Genomic DNA, 22,102 nt, shown 5'->3' with positions numbered 1-22,102 from the left:
CGTCGGCGCCTAGTCCAACGACGAACGGCGCAGGCGCAGGGAATTGCCGATGACGCTGACGGAGGACAGCGCCATGGCGGCCGCCGCGATGATCGGCGAGAGCAGCAGCCCAAGTGCCGGATAGAGTACGCCGGCCGCCACCGGCACCCCGGCTGCATTGTAGATGAAGGCGAAAAACAGGTTCTGGCGGATGTTGCTCATCGTCGCGTGGCTGAGCTTGCGCGCCCTGGCAATGCCCTGCAAGTCGCCCTTGAGCAGCGTCACGCCGGCGCTCTCGATCGCGACGTCCGTTCCTGTGCCCATGGCGATGCCGACGTCGGCGGCGGCAAGCGCCGGGGCGTCATTGACCCCGTCGCCGGCCATCGCGACGATGCGTCCTTCGCTTCGAAGCCTGGCGACCACCTTTCCCTTGTCCTCCGGCAGGATCTCCGCCTCGACCTCGTCGATGCCGAGCCTCCGTGCCACCGTCTCCGCCGTCGTCCTGTTGTCGCCGGTCAGCATGACCACGCGGATATTCTCCTTCTTGAGCAAGCGCAGCGCCTCCGGCGTCGTCGCCTTGATCGGATCGGCGATGGCGAATAGTCCACCCACTTTGCCGTCGACGGCGACAAAGATCACCGTCGCGCCCTCACCGCGAAGCGCCTCGGCGTCGGCGATGAGAGCGGCAAGGTCGACGCCTGCCTCGGCCATGATCCGATGGCTGCCGATAATCAGTTTCCTCCCATCGACAGTACCGGTCACGCCCTTGCCGACGGGGCTGTCGAACCCGCGGGCCTCGCTCAGGGCAAGGTTCCTCTCCTGCGCTGCGGCCACAATGGCCGCGGCCAGGGGATGTTCGCTGCCTCGCTCGAGTGTGGCGGCCAGCCTCAGGAGTTCTGGTTCGTCAAAACCTTGGACGGCCTTCAATGCGGTCACCTTCGGCCTGCCTTCCGTCAGCGTGCCCGTCTTGTCGACGACCAGCGTGTCGATCTTCTCGAAGCGTTCCAACGCCTCGGCATTCTTGATAAGAACGCCCATTCTGGCACCGCGTCCTACGCCCACCATGATCGACATCGGCGTCGCCAGTCCGAGAGCGCAGGGGCAGGCGATGATCAGCACGGCGACGGAGGCGACGAGGCCGTGGGCAAAGCGCGGCTCCGGCCCCCAGATGCCCCAGGCGAAGAAAGCGGCGACCGCGATGAGGATAACGGTAGGGACGAACCAGCCGGACACCTGGTCGGCGAGCCGCTGGATCGGCGCGCGGGAACGCTGGGCCTCGGCGACCATGCGGACGATTTGCGAGAGCATCGTGTCGCGCCCCACCTTACCGGCCCGCATGACGAAGCCGCCACCCTGGTTCATCGTGCCGCCGATCACCTTCGCGCCCACCTCCTTGGTCACCGGCATGGATTCGCCGGTGATCATGGATTCGTCCACGGAGCTGCGCCCCTCCAACAACTCCCCGTCGACGGGAACCTTCTCGCCCGGCCGCACGCGCAGGCGGTCGCCGACCGCGACCGCGTCCAGTCCGACATCCTCGTCCGAACCGTCTTCCCGGATGCGGCGGGCCGTCTTCGGCGCAAGGTCAAGCAGCGCCCGGATGGCGCCGCCGGTCTGCTCCCGCGCCCTGAGCTCCAGCACCTGCCCCAGCAGCACCAGGACGGTGATGACGGAGGCCGCCTCGAAATAGATTGCGACCGAACCGTCGGCGGCGCGGAAGGTGGCAGGAAAGATGTCCGGCGCCGCCGTGGCGGCAACGCTATAGATCCAGGCGACGCCCGTGCCCATGGCGATCAGCGTGAACATGTTGAGGCTGCGGTTGGCGAGCGAGGCCCAGGCCCGCTCGAAGAACGGCCATCCGGCCCATAGAACCACGGGTGTCGCGAGCACGAGCTGGATCCAGTTCGAGAGCTGCGCACCGAGCACCATGTGCAGGTTCGTCAGATGGCCGCCCATCTCGAGCGCGAGAACGGGCAGTGACAAGGCCAGTCCTATCCAGAACCGCCGGGTCATATCGACAAGTTCGGCACTTGGTCCGGTCTGCCTCGTGGTGACCTCCGGCTCGAGCGTCATGCCGCATATCGGACAGGTGCCGGGGCCGATCTGCCGGATCTGCGGATGCATCGGGCAGGTGTAGATCACGCCCTCCCGAGCCTCCTCCCCTGGGGCCGCTTGCGTGGCCGGCCGCCCCTCTTGGTGATGGTGATGGCCGCCATGGGCATGGCCTTCATGGACGTTGTGGTCAGTCATGGACAGCTCCTCCGCGATGGCTTCCAGCGGCATCCGCTCCTCGGCCGAACCTTGGAAGGAAGCGGGGGACCGCACTGGCGTAGGCGTCCCACGCAGCTCCGAATTCCGCCCGCGCGGCCTCCTCCTCCTCCCGTTTCGCAAGGCGCACGTAGACCCACACCAGAACCGGGAACATGACAAGTGTCACCACGGTCGGCCACTGTAGCAGGAATCCTATCATGATGATGACGAAGGCGTCGTATTGCGGGTGCCGGATCTGCGCGTACGCTCCCGTGGTTGCCAGACGGCGGTCACGCTGGGCGGCGTAGAGGACATGCCAGCTTGACGCGAGCAGCCAGAAGCCGGCGACAATCAGGATGTTGCTCAGGAGATGGAACGGCCCGAAATGCGGGTTGACGCGCCAGCCGAACATCATTTCCAGCAGGTGGCCGGCGTCGTGGGACCAGAAGTCGACCCCTGGAAACCGACGGCCGAGCCAGCCGGACAGCAGATAGATGGTCAGTGGGAAGCCGTACATCTCCGTGAAGAACGCCACGACGAAGGCGCAAAACGCTCCGAGCGATCGCCAGTCGCGCTTGGTCTTGAGCCTGGTGAAGCTCGCGGCGAAGGCGATGAACACCACTGAATTGATGATCACGAGGCTCCAGAGTCCATAGGCGGGGGTGTCAGACATCTTCTTTCTCCGTCGGCTTGTGCAGCGTCATGCGCGCATCTTGGTCCGAATGATCATGACCGGAGTGGGCGCCGTGTCCGTGATGCATGAACAGATGCATGAGGGGACAGGCCAGGATGAGAAGCCAGGGCAGGACGCCGAGGACGTGTACGCGGTGCTCGTAGGCGATGAGCCCTGTCGCGACGACGGCGAAGGCGACGAAGACGGTTCGGCTGTACGTGCTCCAGGCCGACGGAGATGAATGGTTCTGATGCATGAGGTTGCCTCGGTTCCTTAAAGTTGGAGAAAGGGCTTTGCGGCTTCGAGAACGCATCAGCCGATGCCGTGATAGGTCACATAGGCCATCATGCCGGTCGCCATGTGATAGAGGTGGTGGCAGTGCAGCGGCCAGCGGCCGGGATTGTCGGCGTCGAAGGCCAGGACGACGCTCGCCATCGGCGGCAGCATGACGGTGTCTCGCACCGCGCCGACGACCGGCGCTCCGTTGATGCCGACCACCTGGAAATGATGTCCGTGCAGGTGCATCGGATGCGCCATCATCGACATGTTCCGGATCGTTACCTCGATCCGCTGGCCACGCTTCACGATGAGACCGTCCGCGCCGTCGACGCCCCAGGTGTAGGCGGCCATGTCGCCCGTCAGCGAGAGTTCGAAGCGTTGGTCGACCGGCCTGGCGGCCAGGGGCCTGACAGGGCGCAGCCGCTGCTCGAGGTCAAGCCCCAGGACCGGCCCTTCCGCTTCGCCTGCAACAGGAATCCTGCGGACGTCCGCCGCAGCGGTGGCCAGGACGATTCCGGTGCGTTGAAACGCCCCCTCGCGGAGGGCAAGGACGGGAAAGGCGCCACCTTCCTTCGGCAGGTTCAGGCGGATGTCAAGACGCTGGCCCATGGCGACGGGGAAGGTCGTCCCGGCGACAGCCTCCACGTTCTGCCCGTCGACGGCGACCAGCTCTGCGGAAAGGCGGCCGGTGTCGATGGTGAAAGCGGTCGCCGTCGCGCCGTTGATGATGCGCAGGCGGACGCGGCCGCCCTTGTCGACCCTGACGATTTCGGGATCGTCGAGCGCGCGGTCGTTGGCGAGATAGGCGTCGTAGTCGATATCGTTGATGTCCATGGCCGCCATTCCCGGCATCGCCATGCCCGTCATGCCGTTGCCGGGCATCATGTGCTGCATGCCGGCCATGCCATTCATCGAACCGTGATCCATCGGCATGACGCCGGGCGCGGCATTCCCCTTCAGCTTCGCCAGCAGTTCCTCCGCTGACAGGAAAGAGAAGTCGTGCAGCAGGACGATGACGTCCTGCTCGTCCCGCTTCAGGTCGTCGGCGGTCCGCACGATCAGCGGGGCGGCCAGCAGGTTCTGCTCCTGAAGCGTGTGGGCGTGCATCCAGTGCGTACCGCCGGCGCCGACCGGAAAGGTGTAGCGGCGGGTTTCGGACGGCCGCAGCAGTGCCGCCGGATTGGCCGGCACACCGTCGGCCGCCCAGGGCGGCGTCAGACCATGCCAGTGGATCAGCGTCGGCTCGTCGATGGCGCTCGACAGAGCGACGTCGAATTCGCTTCCCGCGTCCAGCGCCAGACCCGGTCTGCCGTCCATCTGGACGAGGCCGAAGACTCGGGCGGATCTGCCCTTGACGTCGATGGTCCTGTAGCCGACCGACAAGGCGCGCGGCGCAGACGCTTTGGGGGTAGCGGGCTGAGCAAAGGCGCGCATGGGGGTTAGGATGGTCGATGTGCCGAGCAAGGCTGCGCCAACCATCAGATCGTTGAGAAATTCACGGCGTTTCATTGCAGTTGGTCCTGATTTCCGGGTCGGCTTTCCCGACCATTGGTCGTGGGCGCCCGGAGGGAGCCCGTCGAAGCAACCGGATGCCGCGACGAGGCGGCCTCCGGCATCCTCAGACCGGAAGACGAGGAGGACCGAGCGTCGGCGGAAGCGCCAGACCGCTGCCGATCTGGTCGCCCCATGCGAAGCGAAGGGACGAAGCCGTGGTTGCGGGGGCTTGTGTCCTGACCATGCCGGTCAGGACGATGCAGAAGCCGCACTGGACTGTGCAGCAGCCTTTGTGGTCAGGAGTGTGAAGGCCGCCTAGAAGTGAAGCGTGGGCGTCCTTTGTCACGACAGAGGAATGCTCGAACCCTGAGTGTCCGTGGGCCGGACGTTCATGGCACTGCATCGCCTGCGCCGCGGGCGCGAAGAGAAGCGCGAATGCGACCAGGAAGGTCAGCACTGCGTTCACTAATGCGAACCTGCGGCTGTCGGCGGCGGCCATATGCGCGGCTCCGTTCCCCTGCTCAGCCGAAGCGCCGGCTGATGAAGTTGAAGATCGCAGCGATCAATGCTCCTGTATAGCCGCCGAAGATGACGCTTTGAAGGAGGCCAAGGGCCAGGCTTCGAGGATCGAAGCCGGTCAGACCGAGATAGAACTGCAGCCATGGTGTATGCAGGCCCCATTCGGGAGCGACGAGGCCAAGCAGCATGCATAGCAGGAACGAAATTGCAGCGAAGGCGGCGATCGTGGCGCCTAGTACCGGAACGGAGACATGCGCCGGACCCGCCGAAGATCTTTCGGAATGAGCATGCAGGATTGTGTTCGCCATCGAACGATCCTCGCCTGGCTGTTTGTGCCGCCACGTTGACAATTCAACAGTGAACTCGCCAGCTGCGTCCTTCTTTGACGCAAATCAAGAATGCGGAAATTTCACACAGCCTGGCACTCCCCGGCGCCATTTCGTTTCCTTGGTGTTCGGTCATCCACCGAACCCCGCGTGTGTAGCAGATGCATCATGCCCGCAGCCGGCCCAGACCGGTCATGCTACTTGTCAATTCTTGCAGCATGACGTCTACCGAGAACCGATAGGTTTCGGATCTTCGCGATGCGAATAGCCGCAGACAGTTCAAATTCCTGACCCGTCGAGTTCCTGCTCGTCATTGCCCTCCCAGGCGGAGGGCAATGACAACCGATCGAGATTGGCTGAAGGCATTGGCATCCAGCACTTCAGTTCCGTCTCTGCATATTCGATAATCCGGCCGGGCGCGGAATCCGAAGACCGCCAGGCATCTCCGCCGAACTGATCGCCATTCGACCAATAGGCGAGGTCAACGGTACCTGGCCCCTGTTCGGACGCACGGATCGTAACGAGGATGCGACTCCCGTCCCTCGGTGCGCTTCGCATATGCCGCCAGCGGTTCGGTTCGCCCATCTTTTCACTCCTGCCGTACTGCGCAATCGAATGTCGCGCGGAGAGTGGCAACGGTCAACCGTCAAGCCACGCTGCGAGGCCATCCAAAGTCTGCAGGCCATATTCGACCGCCCCGAAGCCGATGACGAACTGACGCCGCTCGCGGGTGGGATGGAGTTGGCGCATGGTCAGCACCGTCTTGCCGTCGGCCTGCTCATCGAAGGTCACCGTAACTCGGAAGCGGTCAGGGTCCTCAGGGTCAGGGGTGCCATAGTCCATGACGATCCGCTCATTCGGCACGATCTCCAGAAAGCGCATGAGGTTCGGGAAGCGCTGCTCCTTGCCTTCGAACACTCCCACCATGTCGAACCGCCAGACCCCACCCTCACGGATATCGGCCTCGTGACTTTCGATCTTCAGGCCTGCCGGACCGTACCATTCGACGAGCGCTTTCGGGTCCATCCAAGCTGCAAAAACCTTGTCGCGCGGGTGATTCAGCAACTTGACCAGCACGATTTCGCGATCGAGCGACCAGGTCTGAAACGGATCTGCCATGTCTCAAACATCCTCTTGCGTCTTGTCCAGGTACACTTCCAGGCGATCCAGCCTCTGGGTCCAGCGGAGGCGCTCTGACGCCATCCAGTCCGCCGCCTCGTCGAAGCGCGCCTGGACCAAACGGCACCAGCGGCTGCGCCCGCGCTTCTCGCTTGCTATCAGCCCGCAGTCTTCCAGCACCTTGAGATGCTGAGCGAAGGAGGGCAGCGTCATGTCGAAAGGCTCAGCCAGCACCCTGACAGGCACCTCGCCCGCAGCCAGCCGCGATACCACCGCGCGGCGGGTTGGGTCGCTGAGAGCGTGAAAGGCGAGATCGAGAGGAGTCGAGTGGTAGGGCATCGTGGCTTGTTAAGACACCTCGGGCCCAGGGTCAATAATAGAAAGGCACTTGCCTTACTATTTTGCTTTGATACAAAGGCAAGTGCCTTAGTGTCTGGCTCGGCAGATCGGGGCGCCAGGCTGCAACCACTCGTAAGGAGAACAACAGTGGTAGTTCGTGTCGATCTCATGATCTCGCTCGATGGTTTCGCAACAACCACGGATCAGACTCCGGAAGTCCCGTTCGGCGAGGACTGGCCGCGTCTCGTCGGTGCATATGCCGCAACCCGAACGTTCCGTGAGCGTGTGCTCAAGGATACCAGCGGGGCCGGGACCATGGGCGTCGATGACAGTTACGCCAAGGAGTACTTCGAAAACGTGGGTGCCGAGATAATGGGCGCTGGCATGTTCGGGCTTCACAACTTTCCAGACGATCCGAACTGGCGTGGCTGGTGGGGCGATGAGCCACCGTTCCGGGTTCCGGTCTTCGTCCTCACCCACAAGCCAAGGCCCTCCATAGTGATGGCCGGTGGGACGACTTTTCATTTCCTTGGCACCACGCCTGCTGATGCGTTGCAGCGAGCAGTTGATGTCGCGGGCGGCAAGGATGTGCGGGTTGGGGGTGGTCCTACCGTCGTTCGCGACTTCCTCAAGGCAGGACTTGTCGATCGCCTCCACGTCGCCATCACTCCGATTTTACTCGGACGTGGCATCCGCCTCTGGGACGATATGCGTGGCCTCGAAATCGGCTATACAGTTAAGGCAGAAGCGGCACCTAGCGGCACCATCCATCTTGCCTTCAAGCGCTAGCCACTCGCTGTGGCCTGGCGCATGGACTGTCCACAGACGGTCCATGATATCTCCTATTGGCGACGCTTCCCTGCCCTGACGCTCGTCGCCTTCGGCCGCCCATAGCGCTCATCCGCAGGAGGCGGGGCTTGAGGCTCCGCCAAGCTTCGGTCTCACTTTGCTCTTCGATTGGATCCCGGCCACTCGGGCCGATCGTTGCGCCTTCGGTCCCAAGGCGAAATGCCATACCTGTCAATGGCTGTTGTAGAGCGGCGGCGACGCGTCTTCGGCGGCCAGATCGGGATAGAGTCTGAGCCTGATGCGTTCCAGCTCCGCCACGTTCCGCCGCTCCCGCTCCATCACCTCGCTCGTCACATTGCGCCATGGAGATCCGGCCGGCTGGTCCCATACCGTTCCGCCGGATGCAATGAACTCGCAGAACCTCCTGCCCGATCTGATGCGGCTGGTGATCTCTATGTAGTGGTTGAGACGGTGATCCACGGAAGCCTCTCAAGCTCGTCCATGCCAAACGCTCGCTCTTAAAGATGACGAGATGATGACGCCTTGGAAAACGCTATTCATCGATCAGCAACAGACCTCGCTTTCTGTCGCCGTCCATGGTGTCCATCGCAGAAAAAAGGCGCTCGCGCTCGATCAGCCAGGGCTTGAAGTTCTCGTTCACATCGAGAACGAACACCATGTCCTCGGCTTCCAGATAGCCGCCGATTGGCGAATGGTGGCCGACGCCGGCGCCAAAAATCCTCTCACGGCTGAAATTGATGATATAGCGGCGGTCGGCATCGTTGGCTCGCCTCATATGATCATGAAACGCCTCGCTCGTAAGGTCGCGAAGGACCGAAACGCTTCTTGTAGTCTGTGCCTTTGCGACTTCGGCGAGCTCATCAAGTGTCAGGCCCATGATGCAGATGCCTGTCCAGCATTTTCCGGTGCCGTCGAGGACTTCAGCTTCCGTTGTCTCCTCCTCGCCGATCGATCGGAGCACGTTCGCCACGCTTGCCGGACCACAACGCGAACCGTTCGATTGCCATGTGACTGTCGACTTGAAAGCGGCGGCGACCGGGAGTCCCCAGGCGCGGTTGATCAGATCCGGCGCCTGGGTGACCGAGGCCCGGATCTGATCAGGCGAAACAGTCGACGGGCTGATGAGGTAAAGTGCGGCTGCGGCCGACAGGCCGAGGCCGGCAATCAAACTGAAGATCCATCCGCGCTTCATTGCCGAACCTCGACATGGATGAGCACCAGACGATACTTCGAAGCAGCAGCAACAGCAACGCGATGCCACAGTCGGGCAAGGCGTGGCTTTCCAAATTCGCTGAAACTTGCCGAACGTACTTCAATTTGGGCCCGCGGTAGCCTAACATCAGGCTGTGACTCCAGTTCCCTCGGGAAGACCTCCCAACCTTGGCCCGCTCCGGCGGGCTTCTTCTTGCCTCGGCTGTCCGGCTCGCAACGGCAGTTCACAGTTGTCTCGCACTCCGGCAGCCGCCATGGTTTACGCGGGCGTGAAAGGCCCTAGATCACGAAAACGGCGGCGGTTCTTGCGGCCACTCTTCGGTGGGGAGATGCGAGCATGGATGCGGGGACAGTCCACCTGAGTTTCAATGCCGGATCATCGAGAGTGATGATCTTCGATGCCGGCACAGGCGCCTCCCGGCCGATCGGCAAGGGAACGATCGACTTCGAAGACAGCGCGCTCGTCCTTCGTCATTCGCTAGGCGACGACAGCTTCGAGCGCCCTTTTTCGGGCGACGGTGGCGAGCGGCTTGCCGAGGTCATGAAAGGCACGCCGGATCACCTGCTGGCTCGACTGCCATCACCTTTTTTTGCTTCCGCATCGCCGGCGAGATCGGCCGCGCGTCGGTGGCGTTCGGCGGCCTGGACGCGAGCGTTTTTTGCGCATCGGTGAAACCTGCCCGAGACCGGGCGCTGCGTCGCCTCCCACCTCTTTTGGATGGATCTTCATCTCGACGACGGCAGGAACAGTGCCAACATGACGGTCACCAGCGCGCCGGCCAGCAGGATCGCCACGCTCACTCCGCACGGACGGGGAGCAGATTATCGCCGGGGAGGCGCTCGCTATTCTCCGTGCGCTGATCCAGATCAAGAAACGACCCGGCCCAAGCCGATAGAGTTGAACCTGACCACGTTTCGAACAGGTGAAATCCATGGAACAGCACGCCTCGAACACTGCCCCTTCCACGCTTTCCGGCCCCGACGTCGACTTGCTCGACCGCTACTGGCGGGCCGCCAACTATCTCTCCGTCGGCCAGATCTACCTCCTGGACAACCCGCTTTTGCGCCAACCGCTGAAGCCCGAGCATATCAAGCCGCGCCTGCTTGGCCACTGGGGCACGACGTCGGGACTGAACTTCATCTATGCGCACCTCAACCGGATGATCCGAGCCCGCGACCTCGACATCATCTACATGTGCGGACCCGGTCATGGCGGGCCGGGCATGGTCGCAAACACCTATCTCGAAGGCACCTATAGCGAGATCTATCCGGATGTTTCCGAGGATGCGGACGGCATGCGCAAGCTCTTCCGTCAGTTCTCCTTTCCCGGCGGTATTCCAAGCCATGCAGCACCAGAAACGCCCGGCTCGATCCATGAAGGCGGCGAGCTCGGCTATGCCCTCGTCCACGCCTATGGCGCCGCATTCGACAATCCCGAGTTGATCGTCGCCTGTGTCGTTGGCGACGGCGAAGCCGAGACCGGCCCGCTTGCCGCCAGCTGGCATTCGAACAAGTTCCTGAACCCTGCCCGCGACGGCGCGGTGCTGCCGATCCTGCATCTCAACGGCTACAAGATCGCCAATCCCGCGATTCTCGCCCGCGCCAGCAACGAGGACCTCCGCGATCTCTTTCGGGGATATGGTTACCAGCCCTTCTTCGTCGAGGGACACGAGCCGGCCGACATGCACGGCAAGATGGCGGCCGCCTTCGACGCCGTGTTCGACCAGATCAGGGACATCCAGGCGACCGCGCGCGCAGGCAGCACGGGCCTGCCGCGCTGGCCGATGATCGTGCTGCGCAGCCCGAAAGGCTGGACGGGGCCGAAGGAAGTCGACGGCAAGAAGGTCGAGGGCTTCTGGCGCGCCCATCAGGTGCCGGTCTCAAACTGCCGCGGCGACGACGGCCACCGGAAGATCCTCGAGGACTGGATGCGCAGTTACGAGCCGGAAAAGCTGTTCGACGCGGACGGACGCCTGAAGGACGACCTGAAGGCGCTGGCGCCCGAGGGCAACCGCCGGATGGGGGCCAATCCGCATGCCAATGGCGGCCTGCAGCGCAAGGAGCTCTCTGTCCCCGATATCCACGACTACGAGATCAGTATCGAGGACCGCGGCAGCCAGGCCGTGCAGTCGACCGAGATTTTCGGTCAGTACCTGCGCGATGTGCTGAAGCTCAACGCCAAGAACGCGAATTTCCGCATCTTCGGCCCCGACGAAACGGAATCGAACCGCCTCGGCAGCGTCTTCGAGGCGACGGACCGCGTCTGGATGGAGAACATCGAGCCCTATGACCTGCATCTTTCCCGCGACGGCCGCGTCATGGAGGTCTTGAGCGAGCATCTTTGCCAGGGCTGGCTGGAAGGCTACCTCCTGACCGGCCGGCATGGCCTGTTCTCGTGCTACGAAGCTTTCATCCACATCATCGACTCGATGTTCAACCAGCACGCCAAATGGCTGAAGGTCACCCGCGAACTTGAGTGGCGAAAGCCGATATCCTCCCTCAACTACCTGCTCACCTCGCATGTCTGGCGGCAGGATCACAACGGCTTTTCCCATCAAGATCCGGGCTTCGTCGATCTCGTCGCCAACAAGAAGGCCGATACTGTCCGCATCTACCTGCCGCCGGATGCCAACACACTGCTCTGGGTCGGCGACCATTGCCTGAAGACGTACGACCGCGTCAACGTCATCGTCGCTGGCAAGCAGCCGGAGCCGCAATATCTGCCGATGGATGAGGCGATCGAGCACTGCAAGGCCGGCATCGGCATCTGGAAATGGGCCAGCAACGAGGACAACACGATCGCACCCGACGTGGTCATGGCCTGCGCCGGCGACGTTCCGACGATGGAAACGCTTGCCGCCGTCAGCCTCCTTCGCGACTTGATCCCAGATCTGAAAATGCGCGTCGTCAATGTCGTCGACCTTCTGGCGCTGCAGGCCAAGGAGCAGCATCCGCACGGGCTGGGGCACGACGAGTTCGACCGCATCTTCACAAGGGACAAACCGGTAATCTTCGCCTATCACGGCTATCCCTATCTCATCCACCGGCTCACCTACAAACGCACGAACCACGAAAACATCCACGTGCGCGGCTTCATCGAGGAAGGAACGACGACGACGCCGTTCGACATGACGGTACTGAACGAGCTCGACCGCTTCCATCTCGCCATCGAGGCCATCGAGCGCGTGCCCGGATTGAAGGAAAAGGTGCCGGATGTTCTCGACCGGCTGCATGGAAAACTCGCCGAACACCACGCCTACGTCCGGGAGTATGGCGAGGACATGCCCGAGGTCAGAAACTGGAAGTGGCCGGCCTCATGAGGCGGGCGGCGGACCCTGCAATTTGGAGCTCGGCCGAACGGCAAGGCACGCCGGCCCACACAAAGACCGTGCCGCAGATTGCCGTCCGCATTTTTCCGCCTATCCTTGATGCATCATAGAGGAGGATTACGTCATGCCCTTCATCCACACCCCCGATGCGTCCGCCAGCGACAAGACCGCGTCCATGTACGCGTCCGCCGAATCGAACTACGGCTATCTGCCAAACATGTACCGCGCCTTCGGGCACCGGCCCGAGGTGATGGAGAACTGGGGTGCCCTGCTATCGAGCATCCGCAGTCACATGAGCCCCAGGCGCTACGAACTGGTGACGCTGGCGGCGGCAAAGGAGCTCAAATCCTCGTATTGCATGCTGGCGCACGGTTCTGTGCTGTTGCGCGAGGGCTTTACCAATGACGGGCTGGCTGCCGTTGCCAACGACACGGAAAAGGCGCCGATTGATGCCGTCGAGCGCGCCGTCATGGCCTTTGCCGCCAAAGTGGTGCGCGACGCGACCTCGGTGACGCAGCAGGATGTCGACGGATTGAAAAAGCACCAGCTCACCGACGCAGAGATCTTCGACATCACCGCGGCGGCGGCGGCCCGCTGCTTCTTCTCGAAGATGCTGGATGCGCTGGGTGCGGCACCGGACCACGTCTATGCAGAACGGCTCGACCCCAGTCTGCGCAAGGCTCTCACCGTGGGCCGCCCGGTCACGGGGCTCGCCTGACGAAACCTTAAATCGCGCTATCGCTTTATCCCACTCATCTGGCTGGAGCCAGCGAGTGATCTTTCCCAGCTTCCTTGCCCGATAAGGGAAGGACGAAAATGGCATCAGGGAAACCCAAGGAAAAGGACAGCTGGCATTGGTGCGGTAAGGGTTGGCCCACGGCGCTTTCGAAGCTCGCCAGCTGACTTGACGAGGTCCAGGTCGTGCCCCGGAACGCCGGGGCTATTCCGCCTTCATCGCTTCGATCAGTGCCCTGAACCCTGCCGGCATGTGGCGGCGGCTGGGGTAGTAGAGGTAGAGCGGCTCTTCCGGCTGGCACCAGTCGTCGAGCACCTGAATGAGTTCGCCGGCCGCAATCATCTTCTCCACGCGGTCTTCCCAGACATAGGCGAGCGCCACACCGCCAAGGGCCGCCTGGGTCATCAGCTCGTGGTCGTCGAGCGAAAGCGGTCCTGCCGGGTGGAAGGTCACCGCCTGCCCGTCTTTCTCGAAAACCCATGGGTAACGTGCACCGGAGGGAAACATGTTCTGGATGCAGAGATGACGCTTCAGGTCGTGCGGTGTCACCGGCTTCGGCCGCCGCTCGAAATAAGCGCGCGAGCCGACGACCACCAAGCGCAGCCGCGCCTTGATGCGCAAGGCGATCATGCCCTCCGTCACCCGCTCCCCAAACCTTATCCCGCCGTCGAAACCCTCCTCGACAATATCGACCAGGCGGTCCGTGGCACTGATTTCGAGCTGCAGGTTCGGGTTCTTTTCGAGCAGCGGGCCTATCACCCGGCCGATCACGAAAGGCGCGATCGAATTCGGAACGTTGATCCTGACCTTGCCGAAGGGCGTGTCGCGAAAGCGATTGAGCGCATCGAGCGCTGCGGTGATCTCACCGAAGGCCGGATCGAGATGCGACTTGAGCAGTTCGCCCGCCTCCGTCAGCGAGACGCTGCGCGTCGTGCGGTTCAAAAGCCGCAGGCCGATCCTGTCCTCGAGGTTTTGAACCGCATGGCTAACGGCGGAGGCCGTCACGCCCCTCTCCTCGCCCGCCTTTCTGAAGCTCCGGTGCCGCGCAACGGCGGCAAAAGTTGCGAGTTCGGAAAGCTGGGTGGCGTGCATTGCTGAATGTCACTCATCATAGTTTCGATAATAACGAATCTTATACAGTAGCGCGTTTTCGGTCAAACTCCTCCCGTCGGCACAAAGATGCAGGCACGAAGGATCTGAGAGCTTGAAAGGAACGTGTCATGAAAGTCTGGTTCATCACTGGTGCATCCCGCGGCTTCGGCGCGCTGATGACGAAGGAAGCACTTGCAGCCGGCGATGCGGTCGTCGCCACAGCCCGAAATCCAAAGAACGTCACCGACACATTCGGCGACCACCCGAACCTTGTCGCCGCCGCCCTTGACGTCACCAATGAGGGACAAGCGGAGGAGGCCGCGGCAAAAGCCGTCGAACGCTTCGGCCGCATCGACGTACTCGCTAACAATGCGGGTTACGGCCTGCTCGGCGCCGTGGAGGAAGCAACCGCCGAGGAAGTCGAAAGACTTTACGCCACCAACGTCTTCGGCCTCCTGAAGGTCACCCGCGCCGTCCTGCCCTATATGCGCCGGCAGCGTTCGGGACACATCCTGAACTTTTCGTCGATCGGCGGTTATTTCGGCTATCCAGGCTGGGGCGTTTATGGTTCGACCAAGTTCGCCGTCGAAGGCCTGTCGGAGTCCCTGGCCGCCGAACTCGAACCCTTCGGTATCAAGGTGACGATCGTCGAGCCCGGCTTCTTCCGCACCGATTTCCTCGCCGACAACTCGCTGGCGATAAGCCCGGCCTCGATTTCGGACTATATCGACACGCCGGCTGGCAAGATGCGCGATTTCGCAGCCGATGCAAACCATGCCCAGCCGGGCGATCCGACAAGGTTGGCAGCCGGCATAATCACTCTTGCGAACGCGGCAAACCCGCCGCTGCGCATGCCCTTCGGCAGCGATACTGTCGCAAAGATCGAGGAGCAGAACGCGAGCGTTTCCAAGGAACTTGCCGAATGGCGCGAACTCGCCGTCTCGACGGATTTTCAAGCAGACGCGGCCGCTTGACCGGACTGTGCCAGTAATTCGCTCCGCCTGCGGAAAAGCCGAGGCGGAGCGAAATCGTGTCTTATTGAAGCGTGCGCGTATGGATCTGCTTTGCAACGGCATCCGGTGCAGATGCGGCGAGCTCAGCGTCGAGGCCCGTTGCGACGACGGACACGCGGAACTTACCGTCGAGATTGCGGTCAAAGATGGCGCCGACGACGATGTCGGCGTCGTCCTGGACTTCGTCGCGGATGCGGCTTGCGGCCTCGTCCACTTCGAAGAGCGTCATGTCCGAACCGCCGGAAATCGAGATCAGCACTCCCTTGGCGCCCTTCATCGAGATGTCGTCGAGCAAGGGATTGGCGATCGCCGCTTCGGCTGCCTTCAGCGCACGCTCGTCGCCGGATGACTCACCCGTTCCCATCATCGCCCGTCCCATGCCGCGCATCACCGATTTGACGTCGGCGAAGTCGAGATTGATCAGGCCTTCCTTGACGATCAGGTCGGTGATGCAGCCGACACCGGCAAAGAGCACGCGGTCGGCGGTCATGAAGGCGTCGGCGAAGGTGGTCTTCGCATCGGCGATGCGGAAAAGATTCTGGTTCGGAATAACGATCACGGTGTCGGCTGCCTGTCGCAGCGCTTCGATGCCGATATCTGCCGTCCTCAGACGCCGGTTGCCTTCGAAGGTGAAGGGCTTGGTGACGACGCCGACCGTCAGGATGCCGGCGGAGCGTGCCGCATGCGCGATCACCGGCGCAGCACCCGTGCCCGTGCCGCCACCCATGCCGGCGGTGACGAAGCACATATGCGAGCCTGCAAGGTGATCCATGATCTCGTCGATCGATTCTTCGGCCGCTGCACGGCCGACTTCCGGCAGAGATCCGGCACCGAGCCCTTCTGTCACGTGTGCGCCGAGCTGGATGCGGCGCGACGCCTTGGAGGTCGCCAGCACCTGGGCATCCGTATTGGCGGCGATGAAATCGACACCTTCCAGATTCTCGGAAATCATATTGTTGATCGCATTGCCGCCGCCGCCGCCAACGCCGATCACCGTGATCCGCGGCCGCAATCCCGAAATCCCGCTCTTGGCGTCCGTCATCATATTCTCCTTTGATGCCATCTCTCGTCCCGCCCTCGTTGCGGCAAACCGAATCGAGTGTCAGGCTAAGCGAGCAACAAGGCAGAGGCAGGGCGAAAGAACAAGCCGTATGCGTTGTGAAAGACCCCATGGAACTTTTTTCCTGGTGGCATAGTTGTTTTGATTCATGCATAATTCGACGGGAGGAGAACTGCTGAGATGCCCTTGTCAGCCGCAAGCCAGACTATCGCCTCGCCGCGCGAGCATATTCTGACAGTCCAGGAAGCGCTGGAGCCGCTCTTTCTGGCTCTGGAGCAGGAAGTTGAGGTGAAAATCATCGCCGCTGCTATCCGCGCCGGATGGTCGGCAGAGGATGCCGTAACCGCGATCGATGAGCTCCGCCGCAATGAGCTTGTTGCGGACGTCACCTCCCATTAAGAGGCGTCAAATAGCGGTTCAGTAAGCGATAATTTCGCTCGCCATCGCGCGAGCGCGTCCTAAGTCTTGCGCGACAGCAATGATCGCGGAGCCCACCCAATGCCTTTTACGACCATCTGTATCTATGGCGCCGGCGCGCTTGGCGGTGCCATGGCGGTGAAACTTGCAGCCGGACTCGGCACCAGAGCGAGGATTTCCGTGGTGGCGCGAGGCGCCCATCTCGACGCTATGAAGAAGAACGGCCTTGATCTTTTCGAAGCCGGCTCCGAAACGCCGATCAATGCCCACATCACCGCAACGGATGATCCATCGGCGCTTCCACCACAGGATCTGATCGTTACGGGTCTTAAGGGCCACCAGCTTGGCGCGGCAGCCGAAGGCATCGCGAACCTGCTGAAGGACAGCACGCGGGTCGTCATGATCTTGAACGGCATTCCGTGGTGGTATTTTCACCGCGACAGGCAAAGCCCGTATGCCGAGCTTCAGTTGGAGGAACTCGACCCGGGAGGCCGGCTCTGGCGCCTGATCGGTCCGCAACGCGTGATCGGCTGCGTTGCCTATCAGGGCGCGGAAGTGATCAATCCCGGTCAGGTGAAACTCTCGAACAATGGCCGCTTCATCCTGGGCGAGCCCTCCGGCGAACCATCCGCCGACCTCGAAGCGATCGCTGCGCTTCTCTCCCGCGCCGGCCTCAGTATTACGGCCACGCAAGCCATCCGCGACGAAATCTGGAACAAGCTCACCGGCAACGCCGCCTTCAATCCGATCAGCGCCCTGACGCGAGCCCTGATGACCGACATCATGGCCAATCCGCCGCTTGCCGAAACCGTCGGCAAGGTGATGACCGAAGTGCGTACCGTCGGCCGCGCGCTTGGTGCCCGCTTTGACACCACCATCGAAGAGCGGCTCGAGCAATCCCGGCACGTAGGCGCAGTGCGCACCTCCATGCTGCAGGATCTTTTGGCCGGAAAGCCGCTCGAAATCGCGCCCCTGACCGGCGTGATCGTCACGCTGGGACGGCTTGTGTCGGTGCCGACACCGGTGTGCGAAACGGTACTTGCGCTGGTCTCGCAGCTCGATCGCGAAAACCAGCGATAGACTGTGCGGCTCCCGCCGGAGCGTTCCAATATCCATTACCCGTGAGCGACAATGGACTTCCTATCCGCATCGGCGCCACCTTTTGTGTCATCATGCAAAGGTGAGCGCTGCGTCTGATGTTTCCGCCCTTTTTATTTGGCCACAAGACCGGAGTGCGCCAGACGCGCGAACGTCCCAGGGCGCAAATCCTGGCGATCTTCGGCCTCGTGCTGGCCTGGTCGAACTCTACATCGTCATCGTAGACCTCTGGCAGTTGTCTTGAGCTCAGATGCCCGAAGCGCTGACCTCCCGCTGTTTCAGAGCGGGAGCGTCCGGCGCTTCACACCCACGCGCAGCCCAACTCTTCCTTAACCGGCGTCCCCTACATTAGCGGCAAGAGACATCTCAATCCGCAAAGACCGATGCCGAAACCGAACTTCCGCTTTACCCATTATGATCTTCACGAACAGCGCGCCGGAACCGTCATCGAGGTGACGCTGAAAGCGGTGAACAATGTGCGGCTCATGACGGCGCCGAACTACCAGCGATTCACCGAGGTTCTCGATTTCAAGTATATCGGCGGAGTTGCCAAGAAATCACCCATCAGGCTCGCCATTCCCGAAAGCGGAAACTGGCACCTGGTCGTGGACATGGAAGGCCATCACGGGCTTTCCGAATCCGCAGTGAAGGTGATCGCCGCGCCGGCGGGCCAGAAGCAGGCGTCATAGAAGTCACCGGCGGCAATTAGCGCGGATTGCGCTCTTTTCTGAGCTTTGCCCAATATTCCAGCCGCTTGCGGATATCGCGCTCGAAGCCGCGCTCCGGCGGATCGTAGAAGGTCTGGCGCCCCATCTTCTGCGGAAAATAATCCTGGCCCGAAAAGGCGTCGGGCTCGTCGTGGTCGTAGCGATAGCCCTCGCTGTAACCTTCGCCCTTCATCAGCTTGGTCGGCGCGTTCAGGATATGCTTCGGCGGCAGCAGCGAGCCGTTTGCTTTTGCCGCCTGCGTGGCGGCCTTGAATGCCGTGTAGACGGCATTGGATTTCGGGGCGGTCGCCAGATAGACGCAGGCCTGCGCGAGCGCCAATTCACCTTCCGGTGACCCAAGGTAATCATAGGCGTCCTTGGCGGCGTTGCAGATGACCAGCGCCTGTGGATCGGCAAGTCCGATATCCTCTACCGCCATGCGCACCAGCCGTCGCCCGAGATAGAGCGGGTCCTCGCCGGCATCGAACATGCGAGCGAGATAGTAGAGCGCTGCATCCGGATCGGAGCCGCGCACGGACTTATGCAGCGCGGAAATGAGGTTGTAGTGGCCGTCCTGTGCCTTGTCGTAGACCGGAGCACGGCGCTGCACGATGCGCGTCAGTGCTTCGGTGTCGAACGTCTCACCGTCGCGGACGGCGCGCCAGACCTCCTCGGCAAGCGTGAGTACCGCACGGCCGTCGCCGTCTGCCATGCGCAAGAGGCTGGCGCGTGCGTCCGCCGTCAGCGGCAGCACCTTGCCTTCGGCCGTCTCGGCGCGCTTCAGCAGTTCTTCCAGGCTTTCTTCATCATGGGATTTGAAGGTCAGCACGCGAGCGCGAGACAAGAGAGCAGCGTTGAGCTCGAAGGACGGGTTCTCTGTGGTGGCACCAACAAGGATGATCGTGCCGTCTTCCATGACCGGCAGGAAACTATCCTGCTGGGCGCGATTGAAGCGATGAATTTCGTCGACGAAAAGCAGCGTCTGCCGGCCGTCCATGCGGCGCAGGCGCGCGGCGTCGAAAACCTTCTTGAGGTCGGCGACGCCGGAAAAGATCGCCGAGATCTGTTCGAAGGCGAGGCCTGCTTCACCCGAAAGCAGCCGGGCAACTGTCGTCTTGCCGGTGCCGGGCGGCCCCCAGAAGATCATGGACCCAAGCGAACCGCTCGCGATCATCCGGCGCAACACGCCGTCTTCGCCCGTCAGATGTTCCTGGCCGGTGACTTCGCCAATCGTCTGCGGCCGGAGCCGATCGGCAAGAGGCCGCCTGTTGGCGACCTCCTCAGGAACACGCGGTGCGAAGAGATCGTCACTCATCGGAAGAACTGCCTTATCCGCTGGCCGTCGCGCTCGATCTCGACGCGCCAGAACCCCGGGTCGGCGTCGGCCATCTGTTCCAGCTCCTCAGTTGTTTGTACCGGTACGCCATTGATCGAAACGATGATATCCTTCGGCTCGAAACCGAGACGCGCTGCAGGTGAGCCATCCTGCACATCGGCAACGACGACGCCGGTCGATTCCGTGGGCATGCGCAGATCGTCGGCAACGCGCGGCGACAAGTTCTCGACGACAGTTCCGGTGAAGGGCGTGCGCCCGCCAATGGTACGCTGGTCGCGCGGCGAGGTTTCCGGCGCCCGGTCGAGCTTCAGCGCCACCTGCTGCTCGCCGCCATTCTCGGCCACGGTCAGGTTCACGGAGCTGCCGAGACCTGCCGTGGTCAGGCGATAGAGAAGTGCGTCGGGATGCTCGACCGGAACGCCGTTCACCGCCGTGACGATCTCGCCGGCTTTCAGACCCGCCTTGGATGCAGGACCGCCATCCGTCACTTTCACGATCAGTGCGCCGCGTGCCTTGTCGAGACCAAGCGCCTCGGCAACCTCGGAGGTGACCGCGTCAAAGGTGGCGCCGACATAGGGGCGTTCGAACGACTTCACGCCAGCGTCGGCCGATGCCAGAAACACCTTTACCAGGTTGGCGGGGATAGCGAAACCGATTCCGTTCGAGCCGCCGCCGCGCGAGAAGATCGCCGTATTGATGCCGATCAGTTCACCCTTCATGTTCATCAGCGCACCACCCGAATTGCCGGGATTGATCGACGCGTCGGTCTGGATGAAGAAGCCGAACTCGTTTTTGACTACCTGATTGCGCGCCAGCGCTGAAACGATCCCGCTCGTCACCGTCTGGCCGACGCCGAAGGGATTGCCGATCGCAAGCACGAGATCGCCGACCTCGACGGCATCCGAGTTGCCGATCGTCAGCGTAGAAAAACTCGCCTTGGCGTCGATCTTCAGCACCGCAAGATCGAGCCGATCGTCACGCAGCACGACCTTGCACGGGAACTCGCGGCCGTCCGACAGCGCCACCTTGATGTCGTCCGCGCCCTCGATGACGTGGTTATTCGTCACCACTGTGCCGTTTGCTTCAACGATGACGCCGGAGCCGAGCGAGGATTGCTTCTCGGTGCGATTCGGCATTTGCTGGCCAAAGAACTGCTCGAAGAAAGGGTCGCCTGCGAAAGGAGATTGGCGCTGGATGAACTTCTCTGCATAGACGTTCACCACGGCGCCTGATGTCTGCTTGACAAGCGGCGCGAAGGAAAGCTGCAGCTCCGCCCGGCTTTGCGGCACAATCTTCGCGTCCTGCGCATCTGCGCCGAACGGCAAAGCGACGACCAGCGCAAAGAGCGAAATGGAAGCGCGTTTCAACAGGCCTTGCATCGGATTCCCTTCTGAATTCGTATTGAGAAAGTGTTGTAGCGCTGGACGTTAGAAAGGAAAGAGGGCGGAAGCATGAAGGAATAAGGCAGGTTTGAAAGCACGTGAGGAACTTGCGGCATGGAACTGATATCAAAAGCGAAAACATGGGCGAAGTCACTGAGGCGTGACATTTCCGCATTGTGGCTTGCCGCCCGCGATCCACGCGTTCCGTGGCTTGCAAAAGCGACCGCCGCAGCAGTGGCGGCCTATGCGCTTTCTCCTATCGATCTGATCCCGGATTTCGTGCCCGTCCTCGGCTATCTCGACGACCTCGTCATCGTGCCGCTCGGCATCTGGCTGGCCGTCAAGCTCGTCCCGCCAAAAATCATGGCCGAACTCCGCAAGGAGGCCGCATTGCGCGCCAACCATCCGGCCACTAGCAGAGCGGGGCTCCTTTTCGTCCTTGCCGTCTGGATTTTCTGCTTCATCTTTCTGGTACTGGCGTTCCTTTGAGGCGCCACCTCCCCGAAAGCAGGACAATTTGCATGAGACGTTCCCTCATCCTTGCCATACTTGCCTTGTCCGCGGCATGTCTGAGCTCTGGCGTCGCCCCTGCCGCGAGCTTCGACTGCGATGCAAAGGAGCTGAAGCCGGACGAAAAGGTAATCTGCGGCAACCGCGAGCTCAATGACGCCGACGTGAAGATGACGACGACGTTCGATCTCCTTTCCGGCCTGCTCGCCATGGGCTCGCGCGGCACGCTGCAGGACGAGCAAACGGCCTGGCTGAAGAAGCGGCAGGAATGCGGGGCTGATGCCGCCTGCATCAAGGCCGCCTATGACGAGCGGATAAAACAGCTCGGCGAGACCTACAAGAACGTCAACCGGCCGCTATAGCCGCGCCTGCTCAGCGTTCTTTAAGGCACAGAGACGGACGAGACGGCGCCCCAATTCCGC

At 62.2% G+C, this 22,102-nt stretch carries 25 protein-coding genes; 10 read left to right on the top strand and 15 right to left on the bottom strand.

The annotated features are described in order from the left end of the window. Positions 1 to 9: 9 nt before the first annotated feature. The 9 genes from EV130_RS21790 to EV130_RS21750 all read right to left on the bottom strand — a co-directional run bounded on the left by EV130_RS21790 (position 10) and on the right by EV130_RS21750 (position 6,978). Positions 10 to 2,229 (bottom strand): copper-transporting P-type ATPase, encoded by a 2,220-nt coding sequence (locus EV130_RS21790; RefSeq protein WP_074060988.1) that lies wholly within the window; start codon positions 2,227 to 2,229, stop codon positions 10 to 12. Continuing rightward, positions 2,222 to 2,902: a methyltransferase family protein gene (locus EV130_RS21785; protein WP_074060987.1), complete on the bottom strand. Its 681-nt coding sequence runs from the start codon at positions 2,900 to 2,902 to the stop codon at positions 2,222 to 2,224. The genes EV130_RS21790 and EV130_RS21785 overlap by 8 nt, the downstream gene beginning before the upstream one ends. Further along, on the bottom strand, positions 2,895 to 3,158 hold the full coding sequence (locus EV130_RS21780; RefSeq protein WP_132552209.1) for a DUF2933 domain-containing protein: 264 nt from the start codon (positions 3,156 to 3,158) through the stop codon (positions 2,895 to 2,897). Before EV130_RS21780 ends, EV130_RS21785 begins: the two co-directional genes overlap by 8 nt. Before the next feature lie 56 nt (positions 3,159 to 3,214). Beyond that, positions 3,215 to 4,690 carry a multicopper oxidase family protein gene (locus tag EV130_RS21775; protein WP_074060985.1) on the bottom strand — a complete coding sequence of 492 codons (1,476 nt, stop codon included), beginning with the start codon at positions 4,688 to 4,690 and terminating at the stop codon, positions 3,215 to 3,217. 109 nt (positions 4,691 to 4,799) lie between these two features. Further along, positions 4,800 to 5,174: a hypothetical protein gene (locus EV130_RS21770; RefSeq protein ID WP_074060984.1), complete on the bottom strand. Its 375-nt coding sequence runs from the start codon at positions 5,172 to 5,174 to the stop codon at positions 4,800 to 4,802. A 22-nt stretch (positions 5,175 to 5,196) separates the two neighbouring features. Further along, a complete protein-coding gene (locus EV130_RS21765; protein ID WP_132552207.1) occupies positions 5,197 to 5,502 on the bottom strand; it encodes a DUF5676 family membrane protein in 306 nt (101 codons plus the stop codon). A 297-nt stretch (positions 5,503 to 5,799) separates the two neighbouring features. Further along, a complete protein-coding gene (locus EV130_RS21760; RefSeq protein ID WP_074060982.1) occupies positions 5,800 to 6,105 on the bottom strand; it encodes a hypothetical protein in 306 nt (101 codons plus the stop codon). Positions 6,106 to 6,159: 54 nt separating this feature from the next. Continuing rightward, entirely contained in the window at positions 6,160 to 6,639 is a 480-nt protein-coding gene (locus tag EV130_RS21755) for an SRPBCC family protein (RefSeq protein WP_074060981.1), read from the bottom strand. Between the two features lie 3 nt (positions 6,640 to 6,642). After that, positions 6,643 to 6,978, bottom strand: a complete 336-nt coding sequence (locus EV130_RS21750; RefSeq protein WP_074060980.1) for an ArsR/SmtB family transcription factor — start codon at positions 6,976 to 6,978, stop codon at positions 6,643 to 6,645. Between the two features lie 147 nt (positions 6,979 to 7,125). Here EV130_RS21750 and EV130_RS21745 point away from each other — a divergent pair, with 147 nt between their 5' ends. Beyond that, a complete protein-coding gene (locus EV130_RS21745) occupies positions 7,126 to 7,767 on the top strand; it encodes a dihydrofolate reductase family protein (RefSeq protein ID WP_074060979.1) in 642 nt (213 codons plus the stop codon). Positions 7,768 to 7,998: 231 nt separating this feature from the next. Here EV130_RS21745 and EV130_RS21740 read toward each other — a convergent pair whose 3' ends face one another. Further along, positions 7,999 to 8,247 carry a hypothetical protein gene (locus tag EV130_RS21740; protein WP_074060978.1) on the bottom strand — a complete coding sequence of 83 codons (249 nt, stop codon included), beginning with the start codon at positions 8,245 to 8,247 and terminating at the stop codon, positions 7,999 to 8,001. A 73-nt stretch (positions 8,248 to 8,320) separates the two neighbouring features. After that, positions 8,321 to 8,980 (bottom strand): phytochelatin synthase family protein, encoded by a 660-nt coding sequence (locus tag EV130_RS21735; protein ID WP_074060977.1) that lies wholly within the window; start codon positions 8,978 to 8,980, stop codon positions 8,321 to 8,323. Positions 8,981 to 9,337: 357 nt separating this feature from the next. On the opposite strand from EV130_RS21735, the gene EV130_RS21730 reads away from it, so the two are divergent. The 3 genes from EV130_RS21730 to EV130_RS21720 all read left to right on the top strand — a co-directional run bounded on the left by EV130_RS21730 (position 9,338) and on the right by EV130_RS21720 (position 13,047). Then, positions 9,338 to 9,673 (top strand): hypothetical protein, encoded by a 336-nt coding sequence (locus EV130_RS21730; protein WP_132661302.1) that lies wholly within the window; start codon positions 9,338 to 9,340, stop codon positions 9,671 to 9,673. 259 nt (positions 9,674 to 9,932) lie between these two features. After that, a complete protein-coding gene (locus EV130_RS21725; RefSeq protein ID WP_132661299.1) occupies positions 9,933 to 12,320 on the top strand; it encodes a phosphoketolase family protein in 2,388 nt (795 codons plus the stop codon). A 133-nt stretch (positions 12,321 to 12,453) separates the two neighbouring features. Then, a complete protein-coding gene (locus EV130_RS21720; protein WP_074060974.1) occupies positions 12,454 to 13,047 on the top strand; it encodes a carboxymuconolactone decarboxylase family protein in 594 nt (197 codons plus the stop codon). A 222-nt stretch (positions 13,048 to 13,269) separates the two neighbouring features. On the opposite strand, the gene EV130_RS21715 is transcribed toward EV130_RS21720, so the two are convergent. Continuing rightward, a complete protein-coding gene (locus tag EV130_RS21715) occupies positions 13,270 to 14,157 on the bottom strand; it encodes a LysR family transcriptional regulator (RefSeq protein ID WP_132552203.1) in 888 nt (295 codons plus the stop codon). Between the two features lie 128 nt (positions 14,158 to 14,285). Here EV130_RS21715 and EV130_RS21710 point away from each other — a divergent pair, with 128 nt between their 5' ends. Beyond that, positions 14,286 to 15,131, top strand: a complete 846-nt coding sequence (locus EV130_RS21710) for an oxidoreductase (protein WP_132552202.1) — start codon at positions 14,286 to 14,288, stop codon at positions 15,129 to 15,131. Between the two features lie 61 nt (positions 15,132 to 15,192). Here the strand turns inward: EV130_RS21710 and ftsZ are convergent, their stop codons facing one another. Further along, on the bottom strand, positions 15,193 to 16,212 hold the full coding sequence (gene ftsZ, locus EV130_RS21705) for a cell division protein FtsZ (RefSeq protein ID WP_132552201.1): 1,020 nt from the start codon (positions 16,210 to 16,212) through the stop codon (positions 15,193 to 15,195). Between the two features lie 198 nt (positions 16,213 to 16,410). Between ftsZ and EV130_RS21700 the strand changes: the two genes are divergently transcribed. From EV130_RS21700 to EV130_RS21690, 3 genes are all read left to right on the top strand, one after another. Beyond that, positions 16,411 to 16,629, top strand: coding sequence for a hypothetical protein (locus EV130_RS21700; RefSeq protein ID WP_132552200.1), 219 nt, complete (start codon positions 16,411 to 16,413; stop codon positions 16,627 to 16,629). Between the two features lie 99 nt (positions 16,630 to 16,728). Next, entirely contained in the window at positions 16,729 to 17,727 is a 999-nt protein-coding gene (locus EV130_RS21695) for a ketopantoate reductase family protein (RefSeq protein WP_074060969.1), read from the top strand. A gap of 401 nt (positions 17,728 to 18,128) precedes the next feature. Next, on the top strand, positions 18,129 to 18,434 hold the full coding sequence (locus EV130_RS21690) for a DUF1883 domain-containing protein (protein ID WP_132661296.1): 306 nt from the start codon (positions 18,129 to 18,131) through the stop codon (positions 18,432 to 18,434). 16 nt (positions 18,435 to 18,450) lie between these two features. Here the strand turns inward: EV130_RS21690 and EV130_RS21685 are convergent, their stop codons facing one another. Together EV130_RS21685 and EV130_RS21680 are read right to left on the bottom strand one after the other, a co-directional pair. After that, positions 18,451 to 19,767, bottom strand: a complete 1,317-nt coding sequence (locus EV130_RS21685; protein WP_132552199.1) for a replication-associated recombination protein A — start codon at positions 19,765 to 19,767, stop codon at positions 18,451 to 18,453. Beyond that, on the bottom strand, positions 19,764 to 21,167 hold the full coding sequence (locus EV130_RS21680) for a DegQ family serine endoprotease (protein WP_074060966.1): 1,404 nt from the start codon (positions 21,165 to 21,167) through the stop codon (positions 19,764 to 19,766). Before EV130_RS21680 ends, EV130_RS21685 begins: the two co-directional genes overlap by 4 nt. A gap of 117 nt (positions 21,168 to 21,284) precedes the next feature. Here EV130_RS21680 and EV130_RS21675 point away from each other — a divergent pair, with 117 nt between their 5' ends. Further along, the gene (locus tag EV130_RS21675; RefSeq protein WP_074060965.1) at positions 21,285 to 21,659 is read left to right on the top strand and encodes a YkvA family protein; all 375 of its coding nucleotides are present in this window, start codon (positions 21,285 to 21,287) and stop codon (positions 21,657 to 21,659) included. Positions 21,660 to 21,691: 32 nt separating this feature from the next. Beyond that, a complete protein-coding gene (locus tag EV130_RS21670; RefSeq protein ID WP_132661293.1) occupies positions 21,692 to 22,042 on the top strand; it encodes a lysozyme inhibitor LprI family protein in 351 nt (116 codons plus the stop codon). The last annotated feature ends 60 nt before the right edge of the window (positions 22,043 to 22,102 follow it).

It is taken from the genome of Rhizobium azibense (assembly GCF_004342325.1).
GTDB classification, from domain to species: Bacteria; Pseudomonadota; Alphaproteobacteria; order Rhizobiales; family Rhizobiaceae; genus Rhizobium; species Rhizobium etli_B.
This window is presented reverse-complemented; position numbering and strand designations above follow the sequence as displayed.